Annotated in this window: 13 protein-coding genes; 11 read left to right on the top strand and 2 right to left on the bottom strand. The window is 67.9% G+C overall.

From position 1 onward, the window contains the following. Window positions 1-42: 42 nt before the first annotated feature. Window positions 43-1,662: an FMN-binding glutamate synthase family protein gene (locus BCEP18194_RS09020; RefSeq protein WP_011350971.1), complete on the top strand. Its 1,620-nt coding sequence runs from the start codon at window positions 43-45 to the stop codon at window positions 1,660-1,662. Window positions 1,663-1,773: 111 nt separating this feature from the next. Here BCEP18194_RS09020 and BCEP18194_RS09015 read toward each other — a convergent pair whose 3' ends face one another. Further along, complete coding sequence (locus tag BCEP18194_RS09015; RefSeq protein ID WP_041493009.1) at window positions 1,774-2,385, bottom strand: glutathione S-transferase family protein; 612 nt, start codon at window positions 2,383-2,385, stop codon at window positions 1,774-1,776. Between the two features lie 187 nt (window positions 2,386-2,572). Between BCEP18194_RS09015 and BCEP18194_RS09010 the strand changes: the two genes are divergently transcribed. From BCEP18194_RS09010 to BCEP18194_RS08965, 10 genes are all read left to right on the top strand, one after another. Continuing rightward, window positions 2,573-3,958 carry an aminopeptidase P N-terminal domain-containing protein gene (locus BCEP18194_RS09010; RefSeq protein WP_011350969.1) on the top strand — a complete coding sequence of 462 codons (1,386 nt, stop codon included), beginning with the start codon at window positions 2,573-2,575 and terminating at the stop codon, window positions 3,956-3,958. Window positions 3,959-3,998: 40 nt separating this feature from the next. Then, window positions 3,999-5,186, top strand: a complete 1,188-nt coding sequence (locus BCEP18194_RS09005; RefSeq protein WP_011350968.1) for a UbiH/UbiF/VisC/COQ6 family ubiquinone biosynthesis hydroxylase — start codon at window positions 3,999-4,001, stop codon at window positions 5,184-5,186. A gap of 124 nt (window positions 5,187-5,310) precedes the next feature. Beyond that, window positions 5,311-6,378 carry a tRNA dihydrouridine synthase DusB gene (dusB, locus tag BCEP18194_RS09000; protein ID WP_011350967.1) on the top strand — a complete coding sequence of 356 codons (1,068 nt, stop codon included), beginning with the start codon at window positions 5,311-5,313 and terminating at the stop codon, window positions 6,376-6,378. Further along, window positions 6,375-6,608, top strand: a complete 234-nt coding sequence (locus BCEP18194_RS08995) for a Fis family transcriptional regulator (protein ID WP_006476892.1) — start codon at window positions 6,375-6,377, stop codon at window positions 6,606-6,608. Before dusB ends, BCEP18194_RS08995 begins: the two co-directional genes overlap by 4 nt. A gap of 44 nt (window positions 6,609-6,652) precedes the next feature. After that, complete coding sequence (gene purH / locus BCEP18194_RS08990; RefSeq protein ID WP_011350966.1) at window positions 6,653-8,218, top strand: bifunctional phosphoribosylaminoimidazolecarboxamide formyltransferase/IMP cyclohydrolase; 1,566 nt, start codon at window positions 6,653-6,655, stop codon at window positions 8,216-8,218. A 151-nt stretch (window positions 8,219-8,369) separates the two neighbouring features. Next, window positions 8,370-8,912 (top strand): crossover junction endodeoxyribonuclease RuvC, encoded by a 543-nt coding sequence (gene ruvC, locus BCEP18194_RS08985; protein WP_011350965.1) that lies wholly within the window; start codon window positions 8,370-8,372, stop codon window positions 8,910-8,912. 156 nt (window positions 8,913-9,068) lie between these two features. Next, on the top strand, window positions 9,069-9,650 hold the full coding sequence (gene ruvA / locus BCEP18194_RS08980) for a Holliday junction branch migration protein RuvA (RefSeq protein ID WP_011350964.1): 582 nt from the start codon (window positions 9,069-9,071) through the stop codon (window positions 9,648-9,650). A 130-nt stretch (window positions 9,651-9,780) separates the two neighbouring features. After that, the gene (gene ruvB, locus BCEP18194_RS08975; protein ID WP_011350963.1) at window positions 9,781-10,851 is read left to right on the top strand and encodes a Holliday junction branch migration DNA helicase RuvB; all 1,071 of its coding nucleotides are present in this window, start codon (window positions 9,781-9,783) and stop codon (window positions 10,849-10,851) included. Window positions 10,852-10,875: 24 nt separating this feature from the next. Further along, window positions 10,876-11,829 (top strand): oxygenase MpaB family protein, encoded by a 954-nt coding sequence (locus tag BCEP18194_RS08970; protein ID WP_011350962.1) that lies wholly within the window; start codon window positions 10,876-10,878, stop codon window positions 11,827-11,829. Between the two features lie 151 nt (window positions 11,830-11,980). Next, the gene (locus BCEP18194_RS08965) at window positions 11,981-13,108 is read left to right on the top strand and encodes a ParB/Srx family N-terminal domain-containing protein (protein ID WP_041493008.1); all 1,128 of its coding nucleotides are present in this window, start codon (window positions 11,981-11,983) and stop codon (window positions 13,106-13,108) included. A gap of 65 nt (window positions 13,109-13,173) precedes the next feature. On the opposite strand, the gene BCEP18194_RS08960 is transcribed toward BCEP18194_RS08965, so the two are convergent. Next, window positions 13,174-13,836, bottom strand: a complete 663-nt coding sequence (locus BCEP18194_RS08960) for a histidine phosphatase family protein (RefSeq protein WP_011350960.1) — start codon at window positions 13,834-13,836, stop codon at window positions 13,174-13,176. Between the last annotated feature and the right edge of the window lie 11 nt (window positions 13,837-13,847).

Genomic DNA, 13,847 nt, shown 5'->3' with positions numbered 1-13,847 from the left:
AGCGCACGCATGGCGGCATTTCAAGATTCTTACGGAGTCCCCATGCTTTCACGACGCTATCTGGCGATGTGGTGTGCCGTCCTGCTGCTCGTCGCCGCGGCCGCGCTCGCCTCGATCCACGTGCTTTCCTGGTTCTGGATCATCATTCCCGTCGCCCTCGTCGCCCTCGGCCTGTACGACCTGAAGCAGGACCGCCACGCGATCCTGCGTAACTACCCGCTCTGGGGCCACTTCCGCTTCCTGTTCGAATTCATCCGACCTGAAATCCGCCAGTATTTCGTCGAGGACGACACCGACGAGAAGCCGTTCTCGCGCGCGCAGCGCAGCCTCGTCTACCAGCGCGCGAAGAACGTCGCCGACAACCGCCCGTACGGCACCGAGCTGAACGTGAAGGCCGTCGCGCACGAATGGATCAGCCACTCGCTCGCGCCGACGAAGCTGCCGAACCACGATTTCCGCGTCCGCGTCGGCGCGAACCGCGCACAACCGTACGACATTTCGATTTTCAACATCTCGGCGATGAGCTTCGGCTCGCTGTCCGCGAACGCGATCCGCTCGCTGAACCTCGGCGCGAAGAAAGGCGGGTTCGCGCACGACACGGGCGAAGGCTCGCTGTCGAAGTACCACCGCGAGAACGGCGGCGACATCATCTGGGAAATCGCGTCCGGCTACTTCGGCTGCCGCAACGACGACGGCACCTTCAACCCCGACAAGTTCGCGAAGCAGGCCGCCGATCCGCAGGTCAAGATGATCGAGGTGAAGCTGTCGCAGGGCGCGAAGCCCGGCCACGGCGGCGTGCTGCCGGCCGCGAAGATCACGCCGGAAATCGCCGAGACGCGCGGCGTGCCGATGGGCAAGGACTGCATCTCGCCCGCGACGCACTCGGAGTTCTCGACGCCGCGCGGGCTGCTCGAATTCGTCGAACGGCTGCGTACGCTGTCGGGCGGCAAGCCGACCGGCTTCAAGCTGTGCGTCGGCCATCCGTGGGAATTCTTCGGGATCGCGAAGGCGATGCTCGAGACCGGCATCGTGCCGGACTTCATCGTCGTCGACGGCGCGGAAGGCGGCACCGGTGCGGCGCCGCTCGAATTCACCGACCACGTCGGCGTGCCGCTGCAGGAAGGGCTGCTGCTCGTGCACAACACGCTCGTCGGGATCGGCGTGCGCGATCGCGTGAAGCTCGGCGCGAGCGGCAAGATCATCACCGCGTTCGACGTCGCGCGCACGCTCGCGATCGGCGCGGACTGGGTGAACTCGGCGCGCGGCTTCATGTTCGCGGTCGGCTGCATCCAGGCGCAGACCTGCCACACAGGCCGCTGCCCGACCGGCGTCGCAACGCAGGACCCGGTGCGCCAGCGCGCGCTCGTCGTGCCCGACAAGGCCGATCGCGTGTACAACTTCCACCGCAACACGCTGCACGCGCTGCAGGAACTCGTGCAGGCGGCCGGCCTCGCGCATCCGTCGGAGCTGCGCGCGCATCACATCGTGCAGCGCATCGCACCGCACGAGGTCCGGCTGATGTCGCAGTTGCTGAAGTACCTGAAGCCCGGCTCGCTGCTCGACGGCAACACCTGCGGCTTTACGCTGTACGACAAGTGGTGGCCGATTGCGCGCAGCGATTCGTTCACGCTCGGCGAAGCCGTGTACGCGTCGATCGAATGACGCGGGCGACCGCCCTCGCTGCGGGGCGGCCCGGCAAAAAGAAAAGCGCCCCGCGGGGCGCTTTTCTTTCGTCTGCCGAATCCGTGAACGCGTGAATGCGTCGCGTGCGGCTCAGTTCTGCGGCAGCGTATCGGTGAACGACGACCGCTGCTGCAGCTTCACGAAATGCTTGTCGAGGTTCGGGTGGCGATCGCGCCAGTTGAGCTCGGGCATCCGGAAGTCGAGATAGCCGAGCGCGCAGCCGAGGGCGATGTCGGCGAGCGTGTAATGATTACCGACGCACCACGTCTTGCCGCCGAGGCCCTGCGACATCGCGACGAGACCGTCGTCGATCTTGCGTTGCTGACGCGCGATCCAGCTTGCGCTGCGCTGCGCCTCGTCGCGCATCGTCAGTTCGATGCGAATCGCGACTGCCGCATCGATCACGCCGTCGCCGAGCGCTTCCCAGCAGCGCACCTCGAGGCGCTCGCGGCCCGACGGCGGAATCAGCTTGCCGACCGGCGACAGCGTGTCGACGTATTCGCAGATCACGCGGGAATCGAACACCGCGGCACCATCCTCCATCACGAGGCACGGGACCTTGCCGAGCGGATTCGATGCATGAATATCCGTCTCCGGCGCCCACACGTTCTCGAGCTCCAGCTTGTAGTCGATCTTCTTTTCAGCCAGCACGATCCGCGCCTTGCGGACGTACGGGCTGCTGAGCGAACCGATTAATTTCATCATCTGCCTTTTTAAGGGAACCGCCGAGAGTATACGTTGTCGCCGATCATAACCGGCCAGCATCGCGTGACAGAAAATCGCCCGGACGGCCTGTGGATGGTTTGCAACAACCGCCGCGCGGGCCTTCCAGGGCGGCTTCCCGCCCCCTCTCTCACGCACGGCGTCCCGCGGCGCTACAATCGCACGAATGAACGCGCCCCTCGATACCGCCATCGCCGTCGACGTCTACCGCCAGCGCCGTGAACGCGTGCTTGCCGCACTGCGTGCCGCCGGCGGCGGCGTCGCCATCGTCCCCACCGCGCCCGAAGTGCCGCGCAACCGCGATACGGACTATCCGTACCGGTTCGACAGCTACTTCCACTACCTGACGGGCTTCAGCGAGCCGGATGCCGTGCTCGTGCTGAACGCGGCCGCGCCGCACGGCGCGCCGGAATCGATCCTGTTCTGCCGCGGCAAGAATGTCGACCGCGAGATCTGGGAAGGCTTCCACTACGGGCCCGAAGCCGCGCGCGACGCATTCGGCTTCGACGCGGCGTTCGCGGTCGACGTGATCGATACCGAGATGCCGCGCCTGCTCGCCGACGCGGGCACCGTGCACTACCGGTTCGGCGCATCGGCCGACTTCGATCGCCAGCTCGCGGGCTGGATCGACGCGGTGCGCGCGCTGGCGCGCTCGGGTGTCGCCGCGCCGGACGCGATGCTCGACCTCACGCCGCTGCTCGACGACATGCGGCTCGTGAAGGACGAGCACGAACTCGCGATCATGATGCGCGCCGCGCACATCTCCGCGCTCGCGCACCGCCGCGCGATGCAGGCGTGCCGCCCCGGCGTCCGCGAATACGAACTCGAGGCCGAGCTGCTGTACGTATTCCGCAAGCACGGCGCGCAGTCGCCCGCGTACGGCTCGATCGTCGCGGCCGGCGCGAACGCGTGCGTGCTGCACTACCCGGCCGGCAACGCGACCGCGAAAGATGGCGACCTGATCCTGATCGACGCCGCGTGCGAACTCGACGGCTACGCGTCGGACATCACGCGCACGTTCCCGGCCAACGGGCGCTTCTCGCCCGCGCAACGCACGCTGTACGACATCGTGCTCGCCGCGCAGCAGGCCGCGATCGATGCGACGCGTGCCGGCGTGCCGTTCGAGGCGCCGCACGACGCCGCCGTGCGCGTGCTCGCGCAGGGGCTGCTCGACACCGGCATCATCCCGAAATCGCGCTTCTCGAACGTCGACGACGTGATCGCCGAGCGCGCCTACGCGCGCTTCTACATGCACCGCACCGGCCACTGGATCGGCATGGACGTGCACGATTGCGGCGACTACCGCGAACGGCTCGCCGAGCGTGACGGCAACGGCGTGCTGCCGTGGCGCACGCTGAAAGCCGGCATGACGCTGACGATCGAGCCCGGCCTGTACGTGCGCGCCGCCGACGACGTGCCGCCCGAGTACTGGAACATCGGCATCCGCATCGAGGACGACGCGATCGTGCGCGAGCACGGCTGCGAACTGATCACGCGCGGCGTGCCCGTCGCAGCGGACGAGATCGAAGCGCTGATGCGCGCAGGCGCATGACCGGCTGCAGCCGACCGTTACCACCGTTTCACGAATCAAGATGACGACCGCTTCCTCCCCGGCCACGCCGGACTACGACCTCGCCATCGTCGGCGCGGGCCCCGTCGGGCTCGCGCTCGCCGGCTGGCTCGCGCGCCGCAGCGCCACGCAGCATGCATCGATCGCGCTGATCGATGCACGCGAACCGGCCGCGAGCGCGAACGATCCGCGCGCGATCGCGGTGTCGCACGGCAGCCGCGTGCTGCTCGACACGCTCGCATGGCCCGCCGACGCGACGCCGATCGAACATATCCACGTCTCGCAGCGCGGCCATTTCGGCCGCACGCTGATCGACCGCGACGAGCACGACGTCGCCGCGCTCGGCTATGTCGTGCGCTACGGCTCGCTCATGCAGGCGCTCGCCGGCGCCGTGCGCGGCACGCGTGTCGACTGGCACACGTCGACCACCGCGCGCGCGCCGCAGCAGGACGCCGACGGCGTGACGCTGACGCTCGACGGCCCGCAGGGCGATCGCACGCTGCGCGCACGCGTCGTCATCAATGCCGAAGGCGGGCTGTTCCACGAACAGCAGGCCGACGCCGGCAAACATCGCCGCGACTATGGACAGACCGCGCTCGTCGGCACGGTCACCGTATCGGCGCCGCGCCCGAACGTCGCGTGGGAACGCTTCACGCACGAAGGCCCGCTCGCGCTGCTGCCGCTCGGCGGGCCGCGCCAGGCCGAGTACGCGCTCGTCTGGTGCTGCACGCCCGACGAAGCGGCACGCCGCGCCGCGCTGCCCGACGACGCGTTCCTGCGCGAGCTCGGCAGCGCGTTCGGCGAACGCATGGGCGACTTCGTCGCGATTGCGGGCCGCGCGTCGTTCCCGCTCGGCCTGAACGCCGCTCAAACGCTCGTCAACGGCCGCGTCGCGATCGTCGGCAATGCCGCGCAAACCCTGCACCCCGTTGCGGGCCAGGGGCTCAACCTCGGGCTGCGCGATGCGCATACGCTCGTCGATACGCTGTCCGCGCAAGGCTTCGAAGCGACCGCGCTCGCCTCCTTCAACGCGCGCCGCGCACTCGACCGGCGCTTTACGATCGGCGCGACCGACACGCTCGCGCGCCTGTTCACGATCGACTCGGGCCCGCTCCCGCTGCTGCGCGGCGCCGCGCTCACCGCGCTCGAGTTCGTGCCGCCGCTCAAGAAAGTGATCGCGCGCCAGATGATGTTCGGCCAGCGCAACTGACGCGCGGCGCGCACAGTCGCGCCACTCAAACCGGGTCAAATCGGCGGGGCATGGGAATACGGTAAAATGCGCGTTTCCGTCTGCCCTTTCCCTGCCCGCGCCCGCCGCGGGCGGTGCCATTGCGATGCCCGTTATCGGCCCTCACGTATTGCGTAACAACCTGTTCGTCGCCCCGATGGCCGGCGTGACGGATCGTCCGTTCCGCCAGCTCTGCAAGCGGCTCGGGGCCGGTTACGCCGTGTCCGAGATGGTCGCGTCCAACGCGCAGCTGTGGAAAAGCGCGAAGACGATGCGGCGTGCGAACCACGAAGGCGAGGTCGAGCCGATCGCGGTCCAGATCGCGGGCGCCGATCCGGCGATGATGGCCGAAGCGGCCCGCTACAACGTCGACAACGGCGCGCAGATCATCGACATCAACATGGGCTGCCCGGCGAAAAAGGTCTGCAACGTCGCGGCCGGCTCCGCGCTGCTGCAGAACGAACCGCTGGTGCAACGCATCGTCGAGGCCGTCGTCGCGGCGGTCGGCACGGGGCCCGATGCGGTACCCGTCACGCTGAAGATCCGCACGGGCTGGGATCGCGAGCACAAGAACGCGATCACGGTCGCGCGCCTCGCCGAAGCCGCCGGCATCTCGATGCTCACCGTGCACGGCCGCACGCGCGCCGACCTGTACCGCGGCGACGCCGAATACGACACCATCGCGGCCGTGAAGGCGGCCGTACGGATTCCGGTGGTCGCGAACGGCGACATCACGTCGCCCGCGAAGGCGAAGGCCGTGCTCGATGCAACCGGCGCCGACGCGCTGATGATCGGTCGTGCCGCGCAAGGTCGGCCGTGGCTGTTCCGCGAAATCGATCATTTCCTGCAAACCGGCGAGCTGCTGCCCCCGCCGCTGATCGACGAGATCCAGCACGTGATGAACGAACACCTGGAAGACCACTACGCTTTCTATGGTGAATTCACGGGAGTCCGTACTGCGCGCAAGCACATCGGCTGGTACACTCGCGGCCTTTCCGGTGCCAACGGGTTCCGGCACAGGATGAACACGCTCGATTCCTCCCGCGAGCAGCTCGCCGCCGTCAATGCATTCTTTGAGGCGCAAAAGGCGCTGTCGGACCACCTCGTCTACGTCGATGACGAAGAGGAAAACGGCCAGGGCGAGTCGGACGACCATAACCAGTTAGCAGCATGAGCAAGCACAACATCGAACAATGTGTCCGCGAGAGCCTGGACGTGTATTTCCGGGATCTAGACGGCTCCAATCCGCACGACGTCTATGAAATGGTGATGTCCTGCGTCGAAAAGCCGATGCTCGAGGTCGTGCTCGTACAGGCAGGCGGCAACCAGTCGCTCGCCGCGGAGTACCTCGGCATCAATCGCAATACGCTGCGCAAGAAGCTGCAGCAGCACGGCCTGCTGTAGGCAGCCGTCCCGTCCCCGTTTCCCTGGCTATTGGTGGTTCCATCATGATCAAGCAAGCGCTCATTTCCGTTTCCGACAAGACCGGCATCGTCGACTTCGCGAAGTCGCTGTCCGACCTCGGCGTCAAGCTGCTGTCGACGGGCGGCACCGCGAAACTGCTCGCCGACGCGGGCCTGCCCGTGACCGAAGTGGCTGATTACACGGGCTTCCCGGAAATGCTCGATGGGCGCGTGAAGACGCTCCACCCGAAGGTGCACGGCGGCATCCTGGCCCGCCGCGACCTGCCCGAGCACATGCAGGCGCTGGAACAGCACGGTATCCCGACGATCGACCTGCTGGTCGTGAACCTGTACCCGTTCGTCGCGACGATCGCGAAGGACGACTGCACGCTCGCCGACGCGATCGAGAACATCGACATCGGCGGCCCGACGATGCTGCGCTCGGCTGCGAAGAACCACCGCGACGTGACGGTTGTTGTCGATCCGGCCGATTACGCGGTCGTGCTCGATGAAATGAAGGCGAACGGCAATGCGGTCGGCTACGCGACCAACTTCCGCCTCGCGACGAAGGTGTTCGCGCACACCGCGCAATACGACGGCGCGATCACGAACTACCTGACGAGCCTGACCGACGAGCTGAAGCACGCATCGCGCAGCGCGTACCCGGCGACGCTGAACCTGGCGTTCGACAAGGTGCAGGACCTGCGCTACGGCGAGAACCCGCACCAGAGCGCCGCGTTCTACCGTGACCTCGCGACGCCGGCCGGCGCGCTGGCGAACTACCGCCAGCTGCAGGGCAAGGAACTGTCGTACAACAACATCGCCGATTCGGACGCAGCGTGGGAATGCGTGAAGACGTTCGACGCACCGGCCTGCGTGATCATCAAGCATGCGAACCCGTGCGGCGTCGCGGTCGGCAACGATTCGGCCGACGCGTACGCGAAGGCGTTCCAGACGGACCCGACGTCGGCATTCGGCGGCATCATCGCGTTCAACCGCGAAGTGGACGAAGCGGCGGCCCAGGCCGTTGCGAAGCAGTTCGTCGAAGTGCTGATCGCACCGTCGTTCTCCGACGCCGCGAAGCAGGTGTTCGCCGCGAAGCAGAACGTGCGCCTGCTCGAAATCGCGCTCGGCGACGGCCATAACGCGTTCGACCTGAAGCGCGTGGGCGGCGGCCTGCTCGTGCAGTCGCTCGACTCGAAGAACGTGCAGCCGAGCGAACTGCGCGTCGTCACGAAGCGCCAGCCGACCGCGAAGGAAATGGACGACCTGCTGTTCGCATGGCGTGTCGCGAAGTACGTGAAGTCGAACGCGATCGTGTTCTGCGGCAACGGCATGACGCTCGGCGTCGGCGCAGGCCAGATGAGCCGTGTCGATTCCGCACGCATCGCGAGCATCAAGGCGCAGAACGCAGGCCTGACGCTGGCCGGTTCGGCCGTGGCATCGGACGCGTTCTTCCCGTTCCGCGACGGCCTCGACGTCGTCGTGGCGGCGGGCGCGACCTGCGTGATCCAGCCGGGCGGCTCGATGCGCGATGACGAAGTGATCGCTGCAGCCGACGAGCACAACATCGCGATGATCCTGACGGGCGTGCGCCACTTCCGTCACTGATCGCACGCGGCCCGCGCGGCCGCTGCACGACAACCCGGCGGCATCGCACCCGCCGGGTTTTTTATTGCGCGGCGCCCTCGTACGCGACCGTGCGGCCGGCACGCCGCACCATTCGTTGTAGTATCGCTGCATCAGGCTTTTCTCCTTACCCATGCGAATTCTCGGCATCGACCCCGGCCTGCGCGTCACCGGCTTCGGCATCATCGACGTCAGCGGCCACCGGCTCGCGTATGTTGCGAGCGGCGTGATCCGCACGCCGACCGCCGACCTGGCCACCCGGCTCGGTACGATCTTCCAGGGCGTCTCGACCATCGTGCGCGAGCACGCCCCCGACCAGTCCGCGATCGAAAAGGTGTTCGTCAACGTGAACCCGCAGTCGACGCTGCTGCTCGGCCAGGCGCGCGGCGCCGCGATCTGCGGCCTCGTCGCGGGCGGCCTGCCCGTTGCCGAATACACGGCGCTGCAGCTCAAGCAGGCGGTGGTCGGCTACGGCCGCGCGACCAAGACGCAGATGCAGGAAATGGTCACGCGCCTGCTCAATCTCTCCGGACAACCGGGCTCCGACGCGGCCGATGCACTCGGCATGGCGATCTGCCACGCGCACGGCGGCAACACGCTCAGCACGCTCGGCGGCCTCGCGCCGGCGCTCGCGAAGAAAGGGCTGCGCGTGCGGCGCGGGCGGCTGGTCGGCTGACACCGGCGCGCGCCCTCACGCGGCACGCCGGCTCGGCCGCGGTGCCTGAGCGCGTCGCACACGCGACGTACATCGCCCCGGCCGGATGGCCGACTCCGTCGGCATAGCGCCGCACGTGCGCTACACTCGCGCTTTCTTCCTCGCATCAAGCCATCCATGATCGGTCGCATCGCCGGCATCCTGCTCGAAAAGAACCCGCCTCACCTGCTCGTCGACTGCAACGGCGTCGGCTACGAAATCGACGTGCCGATGAGTACCTTCTACAACCTGCCGCAAAACGGCGAGCGCGTCGTACTGCTCACGCAGCAGATCGTCCGCGAGGACGCGAACCTGCTGTACGGCTTCCTGACGCCGCAGGAGCGCACGACCTTCCGCGAGCTGCTGAAGATCACCGGCATCGGCGCACGCATGGCACTCGCCGTGCTGTCCGGCATGAGCGTGCAGGAACTCGCGCAAGCCGTGACGATGCAGGACGCCGCGCGCCTCACGCGCCTGCCCGGCATCGGCAAGAAGACGGCCGAGCGCCTGCTGCTCGAACTGAAGGGCAAGCTCGGCGCCGATCTCGGCGAGCTCGCCGGCGCCGCGTCGCCGTCCGACCACGCAACCGACATCCTCAACGCGCTGCTCGCGCTCGGCTATTCCGAAAAGGAAGGCCTCGCCGCGATCAAGAACGTGCCGGCCGGCACCGGCGTATCCGAAGGCATCAAGCTCGCATTGAAGGCGTTGTCGAAGGTCTGACCCACGCACGATGCCCGCATGACGCACCGCCAGCCGGTGCGTTGAAGCCAGTGTCGCGCGGCCGCGCAGCGCTCGCCAGTCGGCCGTTCGGCCAGGTGGGCGGGATAGCGGCGCGCGGTACAATGGCCGCATGATTGAAACCGACAAACTCGCCACCGAGCAGCGGATCATCGCCGCCACGCCCGCCTCGTCGCACGAGGAGGTGTTCGAACGTGCGCTGCGGCCGCGCCAGCTCGACGACTACGTCGGCCAGGAAAAGGTGCGCGGCCAACTCGAGATCTTCATCGAAGCCGCCAAGCGCCGCTCCGAGCCGCTCGACCACGTGCTGCTGTTCGGGCCGCCGGGCCTCGGCAAGACGACGCTCGCGCACATCATCGCGCGGGAGATGGGCGTGAACCTGCGCCAGACGTCGGGCCCCGTGCTCGAGCGCGCGGGCGATCTCGCCGCGCTGCTGACGAACCTCGAAGCGAACGACGTGCTGTTCATCGACGAGATCCACCGGCTGTCGCCGGTCGTCGAGGAAATCCTGTATCCGGCACTCGAGGATTACCAGATCGACATCATGATCGGCGAAGGCCCGGCCGCGCGCAGCGTGAAGCTCGACCTGCAGCCGTTCACGCTGGTCGGCGCCACCACTCGCGCCGGGATGCTGACCAACCCGTTGCGCGATCGCTTCGGGATCGTCGCGCGCCTCGAGTTCTACGATGCCGAGCAACTGTCGCGCATCGTGCGGCGCTCGGCGTCGCTGCTGAACGCGCAGATCGATCCGAACGGCGCGCTCGAAATCGCGAAGCGTTCGCGCGGCACGCCGCGGATTGCAAACCGGCTGCTGCGCCGCGTGCGCGACTTCGCGGAAGTGAAGGCCGACGGCCAGATCACCGCGGCCGTCGCCGATGCGGCACTTGCGATGCTCGACGTCGATCCGGTCGGCTTCGACCTGATGGACCGCAAGCTGCTCGAGGCGATCCTGTACAAGTTCGACGGCGGCCCGGTCGGCATCGACAACCTCGCGGCAGCGATCGGCGAGGAGCGCGACACGATCGAAGACGTACTCGAGCCGTACCTGATCCAGCAGGGCTTCCTGCAGCGCACGCCGCGCGGGCGCGTCGCGACACTGCTTACCTATCGCCACTTCGGGCTTTCCGTGCCCGACACCGGCCGCACCGAACGCGGCGAGTGGGATACCCCCGACGGGAAGTAACCCGCCGCCCGAGCCGCACCCGCCATGACGACGCCGCCCAGCTCCCACTCCGCCGCACCCGCACCGGGCCCGCGCTGGGCCGAGCCGATCCGCAAGCGGCTCGTGGCCGGCGTCACGCACCTGACGGCGGGCGGCGGCGGCCCGTCGCTCGACCTCTCTTCGCCGCCGGGAGATCCGGGGCTGTTCGGTCCCGATGCCATCTGCTGGCGCGTGCATGCCGACTTCACGTCGATGATGACGGGCGGCATCGCCGCGCTGCTGCTGCAGGCGCTCCACCCGCTCGCACTCGCGGGCGTCTGGGATCACTCGTCGTTCCGCACCGACATCCTCGGCCGCCTGCGGCGCACCGCCACGTTCATCACCGGCACGACGTTCGGCAGCCGCGCGGACGCACTCGCGCTGGTCGAGCGCGTAAAATCGATCCACTCGCACATATCGGGCACCGCGCCGGACGGCCGGCCGTACCGCGCCGACGATCCGGCGTTGCTGACCTGGGTGCATGTCGCGGAAGTGTCGAGTTTCCTCGCCGCACATCTGCGCTACGTGAATCCGGCGCTGCCGGGCGAGCTGCAGGATCGCTACTACGCCGAAACGGCATTGATCGCCGAAATGCTCGGCGCACGTGAAGTACCTCGCTCGCGTGCCGAAGTGGCCGCCTATCTCGCACGCATGCTGCCCGAACTCGAGGCCGGGCCACGCACGTTCGACGTGATGTCCATCCTTCTGAACGTGCCGGTCGCGAAGCCTGCTCTGCGGCCGGCCGCGTCGCTGGTGATGCACGCGGGAATCGACCTGCTGCCGCCGTGGGCGCAGCGCATGCTTGGCGTGTCGGCGTTCGCGCCGCTGCGACGCGCGGTGGTCCGGCCCGGCATCCGGGTCGTCGCCCCTGTGCTGCGCTGGGCGCTCGTGAACGGCGCGTCAAAGCGTGCGCGCCGCCGTGCCGCCGCGACACCGCCCGACGGCACCCCGCCTGCCTGACGATCCGCTTCCTCTTATCATTTCAATTTACTGTCAAATACCTGTGACAAGCTGACGGGCTTGCACCCGCGCACGGTCGCCCGTGCCGCACGTCCCGCCTGTCGTGACCCGCGCGGTGTCCCGCCCACCCGACCGACACCCGATGCCCGCGATGCCACGCCTGCCGATCCGTTTCGCCCTTGCCGCCAGCCTGTCCACCGTTTTCGCCCTTTCCGCCTGCGGAGGCGACGATGTCGCCGCCGTCGCGCGTTCGGACGCGCAAACGCCATCCGGCGGCACCCCGACCACGCCGGCCCCCACGCCGCCGGCCACCGTCACGCCGCAACCGGGCAAGTGGAAGGCCGCTCGCGCGGGCGACCTGATCGACGTGACGCTCGGCGACCTCCACCCGACGCAGGGCGCGATCGGCTACGACCAGATCTACTACAAGCTCGGCCGCTACGAACTGCAGCCCGACAAGAAATTTGACGACTTCTGCGCGGACGAAGGCCTCGTCGGCGTCGCATCGAGCGGCTATACGGCCAAGTCGACGCTGCGCGATCCCGCGAGCTACACGTGCACGACCACCGATGCGAACGCCCGCGACCGCTCGGTGCTGAACCCGGTCGTGATCGGCCCGAATGGCGATGCGCTGTACCTGACCGACGGCCATCACGGCCTGTCGACCTACTACGAGACGCCCGACGGCGGCCCGGCGCTGCACGTACACGTCGTCGTCAAGGACAACCTCAGCGACTACTCGGGCGACGCGTTCTGGCAGCAGATGCAGAGCCGCGGCTATCTGCGCCTCAAGAACGGCGAAGGCAAGCCGATCACGACCGCGCAACTGCCGACCGGGCTCGGCCTGAAACTCGGGATGACGAACGACCGCTACCGCTCGCTCGTCTATTTCACGCGCGACATCGGCTACAGCAAGCCCGCACAAGCGACCGACTATCTCGAGTTCTACTGGGCCGACTGGCTGCGCGCGCAACCGGGCACGTTCGCGCTCACCGGCTATGACCTGACGCGCGCCGGCACAACCGACCCGGATCCGGCGAAGGCCGACACGGGCTACCTGAACGCGGTCTGGAATGCGTCGACGCGCATGGTCGCGGCCACGGACCCGGTGATCGACGGCAAGACGGGCGCCGACCTCGGCCGCGCGGACGCGATCAACGGCGGGAAGAAATACAGCAAGGGGGAGTTCGACAAGCTGCGCCAGCCGATCACGGCGGACAAGCCCGGCAAGATCGCGTACGCGCTCGACTACAAGACGCGCCACGCGCTGCCGCAGTAAGGCAAGCGGCAACCGCCACGCAGGAAGGACACCCCGGCCGGCAATGCCGGACGGGGCCTGCTGGCTCAGAGCACCTTGCGGTACCCGTCGTCGTCGCTTGCCGCGTCCAGGTGCGACACGTCGGCCCACTGCACGACTTGCGCGCGGCCATCGACGTAATCGACGACGTTGATGCTCGTGTTGAGCAGTTGATAGTTGCGCGGCGCCGACAGCTCGATGCCGTTCGCGAAACGATAGACGCAATCGAGCACGCCGCCATGCGCGACGCACGCGATCCGGCCGCCCGGATGCTCGGCGACGATCGGTTCGAGCGCATGCAGCACGCGGTGGTAGAACTCGCGCTGCGACTCGCCGCCCTCCGGCGCGAAGCCGGGGTCGCGCGTCTGCCAGGCCGCGTAGGCGTCGGGGAACAGCGTCTCGATCTCGGCACTGTCGTGCCCCTGAAACTGGCCGTACGAGCGTTCGCGCAGCCCTTCCCGCAGCCGCAGCGAAAGCCCGAGCGCGTCGGCGAACGGCTGCGCAGTCTGCTGCGCGCGCATCAGGTCGCTCGAATAGATCGCGTCGAGCCGTGCGCCGTCACGCGCGTCGCGTGCGAGCCGCGCGGCCAGCTTCTGTGCCTGCTCGAGGCCTGTTTCGGCCAGCGGGATGTCGATATGACCCTGGATGCGCTTGATGCGATTCCAGGCCGTCTCGCCATGGCGGATGAAAAGAATCTGCGTGGTGGCCATCGCGGCGCGTC

This window comes from Burkholderia lata, assembly GCF_000012945.1.
GTDB lineage: Bacteria > Pseudomonadota > Gammaproteobacteria > Burkholderiales > Burkholderiaceae > Burkholderia > Burkholderia lata.
This window is presented reverse-complemented; position numbering and strand designations above follow the sequence as displayed.

Excerpts from the sequence above, each read along its gene's own strand:
- BCEP18194_RS09020 (WP_011350971.1), top strand. The coding sequence starts at position 43 with ATGCTTTCACGACGCTATCTGGCGATGTGGTGTGCCGTCCTGCTGCTC.
- BCEP18194_RS09015 (WP_041493009.1), bottom strand. The coding sequence starts at position 2,385 with ATGAAATTAATCGGTTCGCTCAGCAGCCCGTACGTCCGCAAGGCGCGG.
- BCEP18194_RS09010 (WP_011350969.1), top strand. The coding sequence starts at position 2,573 with ATGAACGCGCCCCTCGATACCGCCATCGCCGTCGACGTCTACCGCCAG.
- BCEP18194_RS09005 (WP_011350968.1), top strand. The coding sequence starts at position 3,999 with ATGACGACCGCTTCCTCCCCGGCCACGCCGGACTACGACCTCGCCATC.
- dusB (WP_011350967.1), top strand. The coding sequence starts at position 5,311 with ATGCCCGTTATCGGCCCTCACGTATTGCGTAACAACCTGTTCGTCGCC.
- BCEP18194_RS08995 (WP_006476892.1), top strand. The coding sequence starts at position 6,375 with ATGAGCAAGCACAACATCGAACAATGTGTCCGCGAGAGCCTGGACGTG.
- purH (WP_011350966.1), top strand. The coding sequence starts at position 6,653 with ATGATCAAGCAAGCGCTCATTTCCGTTTCCGACAAGACCGGCATCGTC.
- ruvC (WP_011350965.1), top strand. The coding sequence starts at position 8,370 with ATGCGAATTCTCGGCATCGACCCCGGCCTGCGCGTCACCGGCTTCGGC.
- ruvA (WP_011350964.1), top strand. The coding sequence starts at position 9,069 with ATGATCGGTCGCATCGCCGGCATCCTGCTCGAAAAGAACCCGCCTCAC.
- ruvB (WP_011350963.1), top strand. The coding sequence starts at position 9,781 with ATGATTGAAACCGACAAACTCGCCACCGAGCAGCGGATCATCGCCGCC.
- BCEP18194_RS08970 (WP_011350962.1), top strand. The coding sequence starts at position 10,876 with ATGACGACGCCGCCCAGCTCCCACTCCGCCGCACCCGCACCGGGCCCG.
- BCEP18194_RS08965 (WP_041493008.1), top strand. The coding sequence starts at position 11,981 with ATGCCACGCCTGCCGATCCGTTTCGCCCTTGCCGCCAGCCTGTCCACC.
- BCEP18194_RS08960 (WP_011350960.1), bottom strand. The coding sequence starts at position 13,836 with ATGGCCACCACGCAGATTCTTTTCATCCGCCATGGCGAGACGGCCTGG.